The 13,228-nt window shown below is 44.3% G+C and carries 12 protein-coding genes and 1 pseudogene; 8 read left to right on the top strand and 5 right to left on the bottom strand.

The features are described from left to right. Window positions 1–413: 413 nt before the first annotated feature. Genes G636_RS0102460 through G636_RS19275 form a run of 3 tightly spaced genes read left to right on the top strand, consistent with a single transcriptional unit; the run spans window position 414 to window position 2,274 of the window. Complete coding sequence (locus G636_RS0102460) at window positions 414–965, top strand: GNAT family N-acetyltransferase (RefSeq protein ID WP_026506728.1); 552 nt, start codon at window positions 414–416, stop codon at window positions 963–965. 13 nt (window positions 966–978) lie between these two features. Further along, window positions 979–1,728 (top strand): nucleoside phosphorylase, encoded by a 750-nt coding sequence (locus tag G636_RS0102455; protein ID WP_026506727.1) that lies wholly within the window; start codon window positions 979–981, stop codon window positions 1,726–1,728. A 27-nt stretch (window positions 1,729–1,755) separates the two neighbouring features. After that, window positions 1,756–2,274 (top strand): GNAT family N-acetyltransferase, encoded by a 519-nt coding sequence (locus G636_RS19275; RefSeq protein ID WP_026506726.1) that lies wholly within the window; start codon window positions 1,756–1,758, stop codon window positions 2,272–2,274. Window positions 2,275–2,403: 129 nt separating this feature from the next. Here G636_RS19275 and G636_RS17015 read toward each other — a convergent pair whose 3' ends face one another. From G636_RS17015 to G636_RS0102425, 5 genes are all read right to left on the bottom strand, one after another. Beyond that, on the bottom strand, window positions 2,404–4,317 hold the full coding sequence (locus G636_RS17015; protein ID WP_051226412.1) for a CotH kinase family protein: 1,914 nt from the start codon (window positions 4,315–4,317) through the stop codon (window positions 2,404–2,406). Window positions 4,318–4,327: 10 nt separating this feature from the next. Next, the gene (locus G636_RS0102440; RefSeq protein ID WP_026506725.1) at window positions 4,328–4,999 is read right to left on the bottom strand and encodes a DUF4956 domain-containing protein; all 672 of its coding nucleotides are present in this window, start codon (window positions 4,997–4,999) and stop codon (window positions 4,328–4,330) included. A gap of 52 nt (window positions 5,000–5,051) precedes the next feature. Further along, window positions 5,052–5,762 (bottom strand): polyphosphate polymerase domain-containing protein, encoded by a 711-nt coding sequence (locus G636_RS17010; RefSeq protein WP_330363881.1) that lies wholly within the window; start codon window positions 5,760–5,762, stop codon window positions 5,052–5,054. 68 nt (window positions 5,763–5,830) lie between these two features. Beyond that, a complete protein-coding gene (locus tag G636_RS0102430; protein WP_196803014.1) occupies window positions 5,831–7,156 on the bottom strand; it encodes a sensor histidine kinase in 1,326 nt (441 codons plus the stop codon). Next, window positions 7,149–7,835 carry a response regulator transcription factor gene (locus G636_RS0102425; RefSeq protein WP_026506723.1) on the bottom strand — a complete coding sequence of 229 codons (687 nt, stop codon included), beginning with the start codon at window positions 7,833–7,835 and terminating at the stop codon, window positions 7,149–7,151. Before G636_RS0102425 ends, G636_RS0102430 begins: the two co-directional genes overlap by 8 nt. 332 nt (window positions 7,836–8,167) lie before the next feature. On the opposite strand from G636_RS0102425, the pseudogene G636_RS20795 reads away from it, so the two are divergent. The 5 genes and pseudogenes from G636_RS20795 to G636_RS0102395 form a co-directional block, all read left to right on the top strand. After that, window positions 8,168–8,506: pseudogene (locus G636_RS20795) on the top strand (glycine betaine ABC transporter substrate-binding protein); the annotation flags it as partial. 55 nt (window positions 8,507–8,561) lie between these two features. After that, the gene (locus G636_RS20790; protein ID WP_330363880.1) at window positions 8,562–8,810 is read left to right on the top strand and encodes an ABC transporter permease subunit; all 249 of its coding nucleotides are present in this window, start codon (window positions 8,562–8,564) and stop codon (window positions 8,808–8,810) included. A gap of 54 nt (window positions 8,811–8,864) precedes the next feature. Then, window positions 8,865–9,776, top strand: coding sequence for a 4Fe-4S binding protein (locus tag G636_RS0102410; RefSeq protein WP_035778524.1), 912 nt, complete (start codon window positions 8,865–8,867; stop codon window positions 9,774–9,776). 297 nt (window positions 9,777–10,073) lie between these two features. Then, window positions 10,074–11,678 (top strand): CTP synthase, encoded by a 1,605-nt coding sequence (locus G636_RS0102400; protein ID WP_026506720.1) that lies wholly within the window; start codon window positions 10,074–10,076, stop codon window positions 11,676–11,678. A gap of 109 nt (window positions 11,679–11,787) precedes the next feature. Beyond that, window positions 11,788–13,047: an LL-diaminopimelate aminotransferase gene (locus G636_RS0102395; RefSeq protein ID WP_035778522.1), complete on the top strand. Its 1,260-nt coding sequence runs from the start codon at window positions 11,788–11,790 to the stop codon at window positions 13,045–13,047. Window positions 13,048–13,228 lie beyond the last annotated feature (181 nt).

The raw sequence follows: 13,228 nt of genomic DNA, 5'->3' as shown, positions 1-13,228 counted from the left end.
TCTCGCTCTGCACGCCAGCGCAGCGGTACTAACCGCCGCTTCGCTTTTTTTTTGACATAAGCCAGCCCCCGCTGTAACTCAAGTAATGCGAGTTGCAAGCAGGGGTGGCTTGAGGTTTTTGGCAAAAAAAGAGTTGACAGTGAGTTGTCAGTCAACTATACTTACAACTAATAATTTTCAGAAAGAGAGATGCTATGGAAAGATTTATCCTCGTCACAAATTATATAGTCTCTAATAAGCCCGTGAATTATGGTCAGGGGTTTGTTTTTGATATGTATGATGAGGATAAGGTTATCAGTAAAGCATAGTAACTGCTTTAAAATTGATACGATATACAAGGCCTCATCAAGCGAGAGTTTGATGAGGCTTTTTTCTTCATAAATATTAAGATAAATACTAATTCGGAGGTTGCTATGAGAATAAAAGAGCAGAAATACATTTTACCTGATGGACGAGAGATCACCATTAAGAGCGCAGGGCCGGAGGATGCATTGAAGGTAAAGCTACATAGGGAAGCTACTGCTGCTGAGACGCACTTTATGGCAAGAGAACCTGAAGACGGTGAGCTAAATCCGGGGAAGATCGCAGAGGGTCTTATAAGTGTTGCAGAAAGCGAGAGAGATTTCATGGTAAGCGCCTATATTGGGGATGAGCTCATAGGAGATCTTGGGGTAACGCTCGTAAGGCCACATATTAAATATCTACATCGTGCCTATCTTGGAATGTCTATCAGGCAGAGTTACACCGGAATGGGGCTTGGAAGTTTCATGATGAAGCTTGCTCTTGATCAGGCTAAAGCTAATGGCTTTGAACAGGTTGAGCTTGGAGTATACAGTGATAACGACAGAGCAAGGCACATGTACAAGAAGATGGGATTTAAGGAATATGGAATGAATCCCAGAGCATTCAAGCTAAAAGACGGAACATACAGGGATGAGATCATAATGGCAAATATATTTGAGTGAGGAGGTGTGAACCATGCGCGAAGATTTTTATGATGATAAGACTAAGCCAATAGTAAAATTAGAGCACTTTTATGGCGAACCAAAGCACTTGGTAGATAAGTGCCTGATCATTTTTTCAAAAGAAATACATGATCACATCCTGGAAAAATATGAGTGCAAAGAAATTGCATTGATGGGGTCATGCACGGGAAGTATACCGATATATTGCATGGAATACAAAGGTGAAAAGATAGCGTTTTATTTAACATCAATAGGATCTGCTGTTGCATCGGGTGCATGTTATGAGGTGCACTGGATAACAGGAGCAACAAAGTTTGTAATGTTTGGCTCCTGTGGTAGCCTTGATCCGGAGCAGACAACAGGAAGATTTATTATTCCAACAGAGAGTTATAGAGGAGATGGTGCTTCTTATTACTACGCTCCGGCAAGTGACTATATTGATATTAAGGGTTGCAATAAATTGGAGGACATTTTTACGGAGCTTAAGGTTCCATATGTTAAAGGCCGTGTTTGGACAACGGATTCCATGCTAAGAGAGACAAAAGGACTTGTTGCCAAAAGAAAAAAGGAAGGCTGCATAGCTGTAGAGATGGAACTTGCTGGAGTTCAGGCTTTATGCGATTTTTATGGGCTTGAACTTTATGATTTTTTGGAAGCCGGTGATGTACTTGCAGATAGTGGATATGAAGTGGAAGCGTTACCTGCTGCTAACCATGATCTGGGTAAGTTCTACATTGCTTTGGATATTGCTGTAAGGATATGATTTTATTTGGATAGGGAGGATATTACGATGAGAGTCAGGATTGAAACAGAAAGATTGATACTAAGACCTTTTGTTCCGGAGGATTATGAAGCTGCTTTTAAATGGTGTGGAGATCCGGAGGTAAATGAATATATGCCCTATCCTCTTTATAAAAATGCGGAAGATGTAAGGACATGGCTTGAAAGCCGTGATCTGGATGAGGAGGATAATTACGATCTAGGGATAGAGCTTAAAGAGACCGGCGAGCTCATAGGAAGCGGCGGCCTGGTATACAATGCTAAGAGAGACGTTTGGATAGTAGGATACAACATTAGAAAAGACAAGTGGGGACACGGCTATGTTCATGAGGCAATGCAGGGAATAATCGATCATATCAGTAAGACCAGAAAGATAAGAGCTATTGAAGGACAGTTCGCAGCAGAGAATCATAATAGCCAGCGTGTAATGGAAAAGCTTGGTATGCATTATTCCCATGATAGTGAGTATGAAAAGTTTGATGGAAGCAGAAAATATGCGGCAAAAACATATATCAGAGAATTCAGATAATTATGAATAGCATTGCAAGTATGGTGAATCGGAAAAGAAAATGATAAATCCCGGCAGAATGCAGGTTACATATCAATTCAATACCTGTTTCTGCCGGGATATTTTTGTTTTCCTGAGTTGATAAAAAGCTCAGACCCTGACACGGTAGCGACGTGCTATGAAAATCGCCAGCAGGAGGGTGCCTGCACATGCGCCAAGATATATGAGACTGGTTGTGTTTATGGAACTAAAGCTATTTGTACCGGTAAAGTCTTGCATATTACCAAAGCCGCCGGGAAAATTGCTGTCACCACCCGGGAAACCGCCGGGGGTATTAGTATCACTGTCTTTTGGGGCGTTGACGGAGCTATCGGCTCCGTCACTGGTGCCTGTGATGTCTTTATTACTTTTCCCCGGAAATCCGCCCATTCCGCCGCCCATAGAACCCATAGCTGACAGGTTTAGGGAGGATGCATCTATGAGAGAATCAGGATCTGCGTCCTGGGCGGAGTCTGTGGATCCAATAGAGCCATCCAGCTGGCCCCTTATTGATTGACACCTTAGCTCTACAAAGCTCTTCATGGTATCTACAGCTGTGTCAAATTCTTTTGTAGTACAGAACTTGGTAGGATCCTTGTCCACGTATTCTGCGATCATCTCATAAGTATTATCTATCAGATCTGCAAGGTAAGAGCTTTCGTAGAACTGCTCTATGAATTCTTCATAGTATTCGTGATAGAGTTCCAAGTATTCCTCATTTGATGTGATCCATGAGAACATAGGCCTGTCGCTGCTATCCTCAGTGACAGATAGAGGCGTATCTATGGGATCGTTAACAGCACTTGTAGCATCATTGGCCTGGAAGGTACCAAATGCCAGGTTGTAGTCCCAGGGTATCATGGACAGCAAGCCATCTTCTTCATAGAGATAGTAATTATGGATCATAGAGCCGGTATAGCTATCGCCGTTGACTACAAAATTATGCACTACCATATATCTCATCACTGCATCTACATCAACGGCTTCTGCAATCTGCTCTGCATCACCGTTTTCTATGCCTTCGCTCAGGGTCTTAAGTGAATTTATAAGTCTCTTTTTGTCAGAGGTCTGGATATTTGTTTTAGCGCTGCTAAAGATAGTGGAGTAGCTATCTTCGTCATCATCTATATACATGAGCTTGGCGTCACTACTGCCCATTCCCATACCACCGGGCATTTCACCATCAAAGCCCTCAGGAGGAGATGGCATATCACCATCAAATCCTCCGGGGAATCCGGCATTGCCGTTGCCCGGGCTTTCAATATTGTTGTTATCATTATCACTGTCACTGCTGTCGTCATCAGGATCTGAATTACCCCTGTTAAAGGGATTACTCATACCCATTTTGTCAAAGTCCACATTCTTCATGTCAAAACCGCCGCCATTTCCACGGCCGCCGCCCATATCCATGGAGTCGGGCTTATAGAGATTGCCATAGGATTTGCCGTTTGTCCTTTCGAGGAAGGAGTCTTCAACAGCCTCTACTGCCAGATATAGTCCCCAGTCTTCGCCGTTGACAGTGATATAAGCATAGCTTACAAGTGGGGCATCTGCTCCGAACTCATTCATGAGTTTATAGGTCAGATAATCCTTCATCATGCTATAATCCTGGATCAGATTGTTGAGGCAGAGCTTATCCAGACCGTGATAATTGCCGGAAGACTGATATGCGTCAAATTCTATTTTCAGACTATATCTCTCGCTATCAAGCTGGGCTACAGTGGAGAGAGACGTATTGCCTTTGCCTCTGATACCAACATTTTTGACAGTCTCACCGTCGATGGTCACGTTGGCAGCCGAGTACTCTTCAGAGGTGGCATTCTCTATAAAGCTGTCCCAGTCGTCCATTTCTATATCTATGGTATGAACATAGCTGTCGTCAAAAAGGGTATCCTCATATCCAAGGGTCACCGAATCGTCAGCGGCGATGCCCGGGATACTGCCGCTTGTAAAGAGGACGGTCAGCAGTATTCCCAGGATGGTGATAAAGATACAGATCCTGTCGAATAGTTTGTGTGTAGACATAGGCTGCTCCTTATCCCATGTACTCGCCGTTATAGCTAACAAGTACTGCGCTGTTGACGCCGGAGAGGTCTGCAAGAGCGTTTACAAAATCGGTATTATCTTCTTTGAGTCTCACTTCCAGATTCAGCTCAAGGCTTCCTTTGGTGGCGCTCTTACTCTTGATCACCATGCGGTTTACATTGCCTTTTATCATATCCAGGGCTCTAAGCTCAGCGTCGTGACCGGTGCAACTCAGGACGATGATATAGGGCAGAAGGTGTGACTTTTTGTTGGCAAATACGAGAAGGATCAGGCCTATGATCACGCTGCCAAATACTGCCAGGGGTATAAAGCCTGCTGCCAGAACGATACCTGCTGCAATAGCCCAGAAGAGGAATGCGATATCCAGGGGCTCCTTGATGGCAGTCCTGAATCTTACGATAGACAGGGCGCCGACCATACCAAGAGAGAGTACTACGTTACTGGTCACAGCCAGGATAACGAGAGTGGTGATCATGGTGAGGGCTACAAGCGTTACACCAAAGCTTGATGAGTACATAACACCCTGATATGTCTTTTTGTATATCAGGAATATGAAGAGTCCTACTACAAAGGCGAGTATAAGTGCGATGAGCATGTCTACCATGCTGATACTTGTTACGTTTTCCAGAAAGCTTGATTTGAAGATATCATTAAAGGTCATTGTATCATTCTCCTTATTTGTTACATGCTTTTTGTGCTCTGATCCTTATCGATCAGTATTCTCCATAGCCCTGTTCTATCCTGGGCTGCCTGCAGGCCTCGTATTTGGAAAAAGAGCCTGCTCTTGCATGGGGGAGGGCTACAGCATCCCTGATGATCTCAGGCAGGAACTCGTCCCATTTGACTTCCATGATGCATACCCCTGCGGCAGCAGGTATGGTGAGGCAAGCGGGATTTAGAAAATCTGTGCTGTCCATGCCGGTCCTTATGTTGTAATCAAGTGTTACCCTGACGTTACCGGGAGCATATATAAATGGGTCTCTGGTATAATCCACGATAGTCCTTGGACTGAGGCGCTCTGATACCATCCTGCTGTAGAGCTCCCTTACCAGCTCTCTGTCACAGCTTTTCATCCATTCAATGTCGCCGCTTACTATTTTACCTGCTTCATCTGCTGTGAGATCTGCTGATATCTTGGTCCCAAGACCTGCCATCTTGCATTTCTTTTCCAGATGGATCACTGAGCTGTCGCCGTTGTAATATCTGATACGGAACTTGTGACGGCGGCTTACACCTGACTGCTTCTCTATGAGTGCCTTGTCCTCAGGAGTATCAAAGTACAGGCTTCTGATCAGGTAGCTTCCGTTTTTGGCATGATCATCTGCTCTGGCTACAGCACGTAGTCTCTGGCGGATAGTGATCATGTCAGCCATAGTTATTTCATGTTTGACTTCGTGCCTGTATTGCACGTTTATTTCATACACAAGTAAAACCTCCTTTACAATTTCTAGGCACATTGTAAAGGAGGTTTATTGAAGAAAGATTGAATGAATCAGGTTTGAGCTGTAGTTAGCGGGAGCGTAACAACAAAGCTGATCCTGCCATCATGCCAGGAAGCACTTATATTCCCTTTATGGCGCAGAGTAATGGCTCTTGCTATGGACAGGCCAAGGCCAAAATGACTGTCTTCATCGCTGCGGGCTTCATCAAGTCTGTAGAATCTGTCAAAGAGCTTTTCAAGCTTATCCTCAGGGATCATATCAGATTCATTTGATACAGTCAGGATAGCGCCATGAGAGTGACCGGCAAGGGATACCTTTATTTCGGAACCTGTGGAATGCTTTATGGCATTATCCAGCAATATGGAAGATAGCTGAGATAGCTGGGCAGGATTTCCTTTTATCCTGATATTCTCTGCTATATCGCTGTCAATAGTCTTGTTGTGTTCAAAAGCCAGGCTGTCAAAGGCCAGGATCTCACCTGTGACTATGCGTGAAAGGTCGGTTTCTTCTGCTTTGACCTCTGCCGATTCTGCGCGGGAGAGCATAAGGAGCTCTCCAACCAGATCGCCCATACGCTTATTTTCATATTTGATATTATCCAGCCATTCATTATCACCGATCTCTCTGGACAAAAGCTCTGAATTGGCGGATATGACAGCGACGGGAGTCTTAAGCTCGTGACTGGCATCGGAGATGAACTGCTTTTGCTTTTTGTCATTTTCTTCAAGAGGCCTGATGATCTTTCCTGACAGGTATAGTGATATGAAGAAGAGTAGGACTATAGATATAGATCCTACAATGATGACGTTGCGAAGGAGCATAGTAAGTCCGCTTTCAGAAACCGTGCTGTCCATGAATGCTATGAGAGTATGAGATTCCTTTTGACTTACTTTGTAGATCAGGCTTCCTGTCCTTCCGGAAGCTTTGCCGGATGCCAGGAGCTTTTGGGCCATGTCTGTAAGTTCATCCTCGCTGTAGACTTCCTTGTCCCCGTCATTTACATCTATCACATTGCCATCATTATCAAAGACAACTGCGTAAAAAGTGGAAAGGCGGTAGTCGGGCCTTAGCTCCATGGGACCTTCTCTCATGCCAAAAGGTGCAGGAAGGGGAGGAGCCTGATAGGTCCCTTTATCAATGCCGCCTGATAGTTCTTTTAGATTGCCTGGATCTTCCTTATCATCATTGCTGTTTATATCTGGATCAAACTCATTATTTATGGGGTACAGATCCACATAACGATCCAGCATCTGAGCATTGGTCCTCCTGACTTCGCCATAGCTTGCCAGCAGTATGACAGTCAGAGTAGCAGCAAAGAGTATAAGTACAGAAGCCATTATGGATATGATGATCTTACGCCTGGATTTATTAAACATCTCTCATCCTCAATTCGTATCCCAGTCCGCGTACAGCCTTGATCTCTACTTCCGATCCTACAAAGGCGAGCTTTTTTCTGGTAAAAGACATATAGACCTCTACATTGTTGTATTCGGATTCGTCTTCATAGCCCCATATCTTAACAGCCAGTTGCTCCCTGGTCATGATCCTGCCCTGGTTGGTCATCATGTAATCCAGGATCTTTAGCTCTTTTTCTCCCAGTCTCACGCTTTGACCGCTTTTGCTGCAGGAAAGGGTGGCAGTAGCACTATCAAGAGACAGATCGCCGTAGCGAAGGGCATCATCCTTGTAGCTGCCACCGGTGCGCCTTGAAAGAGCTCTGAGCCTTGCCAGAAGCTCATCTGTCTCAAAGGGCTTGGTCAGATAATCATCTGCTCCGCAGTCAAGGCCTGTTACCTTGTCTTCTAACTGGCTCTTGGCTGTGAGCATCAGGATTGGAATAGTGATGCCGCCTTCTCTGGTTTTCCTGGCTACATCGTAGCCATTCATTCCCGGCATCATCACATCGAGGATCGCCATATCATATATTCCGCTTAGAAGGGCGTCCATAGCCGATATCCCGTCATATACTGTATCAACATCATATTTTTCCTGGGAAAGCAGAGCGCTTAGGGCATCTGCCATTCTCTTTTCGTCTTCTGCAAGTAAGATCTGCATCATAACCTCCATGCATATATTGTGATATCCAAATAGGAGATGATAGTGTCCGCTGACTATAACGTAAATCTGAAAGATTGAATAAAGATTGAAGCTGTTATTGTCATTATACAATCTTGTATTAAAAATCCAAGAATATGATAAACATCTCTTATCACCAATGATAAAAACGAACGAATATACAAAAAATTTTCAAATAATATAATGAAATCAGCCCTAAAACAGATGTCTTAACAGGAATGATGAGCTGTGATCAAATCCTGCGCTGACAAGCTACAAGGGCACTGAAATAGGCTGATGAGAAGCGGGAAAAGTAGAATGTGCAGGTGATCATGAGAGAAATTGCGGAATACTTTAGAACTGATTGGAATGAATACAGCTCTTTACTCCTGGGCCATATAGGGATCAGCTTGCTGGCTGTGATACTGGCAGTTATCATGACAACTATATTTGGTATCAACCTTTTGACCGGATGCGGAGCATCGGCTACTGCATCAGGATCAAAGATCAAAGTTGCATCCAAGGACTTTACTGAAAACGAAATTGTTGCGGAGGTTTATGCTCTGGCTCTTGAGGATGCAGGCCTTGAAGTAGAGAGGGTATTTGATGTGGAATCGGCTGTTATACACACATCTCTAATAAGTGATGAGATTGATATTTATCCTGAATACACAGGAACAGGCCTCTTATCGGTACTTGGCAAGGATCTGATAACTGATCCTGAAAGTGAGGCTCCCTTTGGCGATTCCTTCTGTGATAGCAGGTATCAGGCTCTCTATTATCTCAACAACAGGTATTGCTGTCATAGCTGCAACGATCAATGCGGGAGGTCTGGGAAGAGTGTTGATGTCAGGGATGCGCACTATGAATCTGTATAAGATCACCTGGGGGACACTGCTTAGTGTTCTCATAGCTCTTATAGCTGACCTGGGGCTTAGGATACTGGAGAAAAGATTAAGACTCAGGCTTCATTAAAACTTGGGGCAGACAGACACTTTTTGCCTACAATGACAGAAGGAAAGGAATTATATGACATACAGTGACGTTAACGAGATTTGCAGGATCTTTGAGATACCGGAAGTGGCAGAGGATCTTTTGGATTTCTTTTTTACACATAAGGAACAGGAACTGATCCTGAATTATGGGGGAAAAACCTTTACTGCCAAAGACATGGGACCGGATAGAGCTGCCAAAGAGTATCACAGAGGACTGATATCCAAAGTTGATGAATCAGGTAAGCTTTACAGACTTAATACTTTCTATTATTTTCTTGACGTTTTTGCAGTGAGCAGGAGCGATAAATACAGCAAACTCTCCAGGGACAAGAGAATGAAACTGGATGAATGGTATTTTAATGCTTACGTTGATACTCTGGACCCAAAAACTCCTCAGCCCACAGCTGATAAAGTGCTTCCACTTGATGAAATGCTTGAACGTATAGATTCTGATGACAGGGATATATATCTGAACTATTGTGATTGCAGAACTCTTACAGGGGAATGTGGTCTGCCCACCAGGACCTGTATTACCTACAAAAATGGCATTAACAGTTTTGTAGACAGAGGACTGTCTGAGAAAATAGATAAGGAGAGGGCCAAGAATATAGTTATAGAAGCAGACAAGGCGGGCCTGATGCATACAGCCGCCATGGGTGGTATATGTAACTGCTGCGGAGACTGCTGCTATCTCTTTCGTTCTCAGAAGAGGCTTGGCACCACAGGGCACTGGCCTTTGTCGGATTATGTGGTCTTCTTTGATAAGGATAAATGTGTATCCTGCGGCTTATGTACACGAAGGTGTCATTTCAGCGTATTTCATATGGACAATAAGCGTATCAAACTAGATCCTGCATCTTGTGTGGGATGCGGCTTGTGTGTAAACACCTGTCCAAAAGGAGCGCTTAGTCTGTTAAGTAGAAAAGAGGATTTTTATGAGTTATAAGGCATATGATAAAAAAGGTCTTGGTTTTACCACCAGGCAGCTTCATGCAGGTTATAATCCTGCGGAACATTACAGATCTAAACTACCCTTCGACTTTCCATAGGTATAGAAGATCCTGAAGATCTGATCGCCGATCTGGACCAGGCTCTTAGCTGAGCTGTTGTAATTCTAAAGAAAAACCTTGACTGATATTAATCATAGGTATAAAATTCTTACGTTGGACAAAGGCGTCCGGAGATTTCTCCGGGCGCTTTTTCTCTTTTTATAGCTTTATTCGTGCTCGTACAGGAGGTAATTATGGGCGTAAAATACGTATTTGTAACAGGTGGTGTTGTATCAGGACTGGGTAAGGGAATCACTGCAGCTTCTCTTGGAAGACTCTTAAAGGCCAGAGGCTATAAGGTGACCATGCAGAAATTTGATCCCTATCTGAACATCGATCCGGGAACTATGAATCCTACTCAGCATGGAGAGGTATTCGTCACAGATGATGGTACAGAGACCGATCTGGACCTGGGACATTATGAGAGATTTATAGATGAATCCCTGGACCGCAATTCCAATGTTACAAGCGGTAAAGTTTACTGGTCCATCCTGCAGAAGGAGAGGAGAGGCGACTTTGGAGGCCATACAGTACAGGTAATACCTCATGTGACCACAGAGATCAAGGAACGCTTCTATAGAAATGAAACAGATAATGATACACATATAGCTATCATAGAAGTGGGTGGTACTGTAGGTGATATTGAATCTCAGCCCTTTCTGGAGGCTATCAGACAGTTCCAGCAGGAAATAGGCCCCGGCAATTCCATGATGATCCTGGTATCTCTTTTGCCCTATCTCAGAGCTTCTCAGGAGCTCAAGACCAAGCCTACACAGAATGCAGTCAAGACCATGCAGGGTATGGGACTTAGGCCTGACGTTATAGTATGCAGATCTGAGGAATACTTTGATGATGATATCAAGGAGAAGATAGCGCTCTTTTGCAATATCCCCTCAGATCATGTGCTGCGTAATCTGGACCTTAAATATCTCTATGAAGCTCCTCTTGCTATGGAAAAGGAGCACCTGGCAGAAGTTACCTGTAAGTGCTTGAACCTGCCCTGTCCCGAGCCTGATCTCAGAGACTGGAATGAGATGGTATATACCCTTTATAACTTAAAGCAGACTGTTAATATAGCGCTTGTGGGTAAGTATACTCAGCTCCATGACTCTTATATCAGCGTAGTAGAGGCTCTTAAGCACGGCGGCATCAGTAATCAGACAGAGGTGAAGATCAACTGGGTGGATTCTGAGGAGCTGACCTCTGATAATGTCAAAGAGCGACTGAAGGATATGGATGGTATCCTGGTGCCCGGTGGCTTTGGCAACAGGGGTATCAGCGGCATGATCTGTGCCATAAGATATGCCAGGGAAAATAATGTGCCTTATCTTGGCATATGCCTGGGTATGCAGCTGTCCATTATTGAATTTGCAAGAAATGTTGCAGGATTGAATCAGGCTGATTCAATTGAATTTAATCCCGATACTCCGGATCCTGTTATAGCTTTCCTTGAAGGCCACAGCAAGGCGGATGATCTGGGCGGCACACTTAGGCTTGGTGCATATCCCTGTGTACTTAAGGAAGACAGTCTGGCATATCAGCTATACAAGAGCACAGAGATCAGTGAGAGACATCGTCACAGATATGAAGTAAATAACGACTACAGACAGACCTTCGAGGACAAGGGCCTTGTGCTCTGCGGCACGTCACCTGATGGAAATATCGTAGAGATGATTGAGAATCCTGCCTGCGACTTCTTTGTTGCTACCCAGGCTCATCCTGAACTTAAGTCCAGGCCCAATAGGCCTCATCCGCTCTTTGCAGGCTTTGTTGGAGCTGCGGTCAAGAAGAAGCAGTAAGCGGTATTATTTGCGATCAAAGGATGCTCTGCCGTAGCCTACCGGCAGAAGGCCTTTTATTGTATATTTCAAGAAGATCAAATATATAGATAGTATTAAAGGAGCGCATATGTCATTTGGTATTAATGAGAATTATCTTAAGCTTCCCGGAAGCTACCTTTTTTCCACAATTGCAAAGAAAGTAGAAAAATACAAAAGTGAGCACCCTGATGCTGATATCATCCGCCTTGGAATAGGTGATGTTACCCAGCCTCTTTGCCCCAGCGTAATAGACGCCCTGCATAAGGCAGTGGATGAAATGGGAAAGGCAGAGACTTTTCACGGATATGCTCCCGATGGTGGATATGAATTCCTCCGTCATGCAATGGCCGAGAATGATTACAGATCAAGGGGCCTTGATATAGCTGACGATGAGATATTCATCTCAGATGGTGCTAAGAGCGACTCTGCAGCTATAGAAGAGATATTTGCAAAGGATGCTGTAATAGCAGTATGTGATCCTGTATATCCTGTATATGTGGATTCCAATGCCATGTCCGGCAGGGCAGGAGACTATCTGCCTGATAAGAGTGCCTGGTCCCGTGTTATATACATGCCCTGCACTGCTGAGCATAATTTTGCTCCTCAGATTCCATACGGCGAGAAGCCCGATATGATCTATCTTTGCTTCCCCAATAATCCCACAGGTGAAGTGATCACAAAGGATGAACTTCAGAAGTGGGTAGACTATGCAGTGGAGATAGGAGCTGTGATCATATATGATGCGGCTTATGAAGCCTATATAGATGACAGCATCCCCGGTATACCTCACTCCATCTATGAATGTGATGGAGCCAGAAGCTGCGCTATAGAGCTTAGGTCTTTCTCTAAGAATGCCGGCTTTACAGGTCTTCGCCTGGGCGCCCTGGTACTTCCAAAGGATCTGGTATGCAAAAAGGATGGCATAGGTAATGGCACCAGTCTTCATTCTCTCTGGGCCAGGAGGCATGGTACCAGATATAACGGAGCACCTTATATTGTTCAGAGAGCAGGAGAGGCCTGCTACAGCGCGGAAGGCAAGGCAGAGATCAAGGAGCAGATAGCCTATTATATGAAAAATGCTGCTTATATCAGGCAGGGCCTCATAGATGCAGGATTTGAAGTGTATGGCGGCGTGCATTCACCTTATATATGGCTGAGGACTCCGGGAAATATGACCAGCTGGGAATTCTTTGACACACTGCTGGAGAAAGCACAGATTGTTGGTACTCCCGGCGCAGGCTTTGGACCTTCCGGAGAGCACTATTTCAGACTGACAGCTTTTGGCAGCTACGAGAATACAGTAAGGGCTATTGATCGTATTAAAGAACTGAAAGCGGAATTGCTATAAGCAAGCAGAATTAAAGGGGCGTTTCAATGAAGTGCATTCATGCTCTTCTAAACATGAGGAATTACATCCTCTAATTCCAAACACCATTTTCAATTGATTTTGAAAATGGTGTTTTTTCAATCTTTTTTTAATCTTCCTTTTATAACATGTGACTATCAAATTGATGCAGGCCACGAATCGG

This window comes from Butyrivibrio sp. MC2013 (assembly GCF_000424585.1).
GTDB lineage: Bacteria > Bacillota > Clostridia > Lachnospirales > Lachnospiraceae > Butyrivibrio.
Note: the sequence above shows the minus strand (reverse complement) of the source record. Positions and strands in the feature narration are given on the sequence as shown.

Coding starts and splice junctions, on each gene's coding strand:
- G636_RS0102400 (WP_026506720.1), top strand. CDS start 10,074: ATGGGCGTAAAATACGTATTTGTAACAGGTGGTGTTGTATCAGGACTG.
- G636_RS0102440 (WP_026506725.1), bottom strand. CDS start 4,999: ATGACCTTTAATGATATCTTCAAATCAAGCTTTCTGGAAAACGTAACA.
- G636_RS17015 (WP_051226412.1), bottom strand. CDS start 4,317: ATGTCTACACACAAACTATTCGACAGGATCTGTATCTTTATCACCATC.
- G636_RS19275 (WP_026506726.1), top strand. CDS start 1,756: ATGAGAGTCAGGATTGAAACAGAAAGATTGATACTAAGACCTTTTGTT.
- G636_RS0102395 (WP_035778522.1), top strand. CDS start 11,788: ATGTCATTTGGTATTAATGAGAATTATCTTAAGCTTCCCGGAAGCTAC.
- G636_RS0102430 (WP_196803014.1), bottom strand. CDS start 7,156: ATGTTTAATAAATCCAGGCGTAAGATCATCATATCCATAATGGCTTCT.
- G636_RS0102455 (WP_026506727.1), top strand. CDS start 979: ATGCGCGAAGATTTTTATGATGATAAGACTAAGCCAATAGTAAAATTA.
- G636_RS0102425 (WP_026506723.1), bottom strand. CDS start 7,835: ATGCAGATCTTACTTGCAGAAGACGAAAAGAGAATGGCAGATGCCCTA.
- G636_RS0102460 (WP_026506728.1), top strand. CDS start 414: ATGAGAATAAAAGAGCAGAAATACATTTTACCTGATGGACGAGAGATC.
- G636_RS0102410 (WP_035778524.1), top strand. CDS start 8,865: ATGACATACAGTGACGTTAACGAGATTTGCAGGATCTTTGAGATACCG.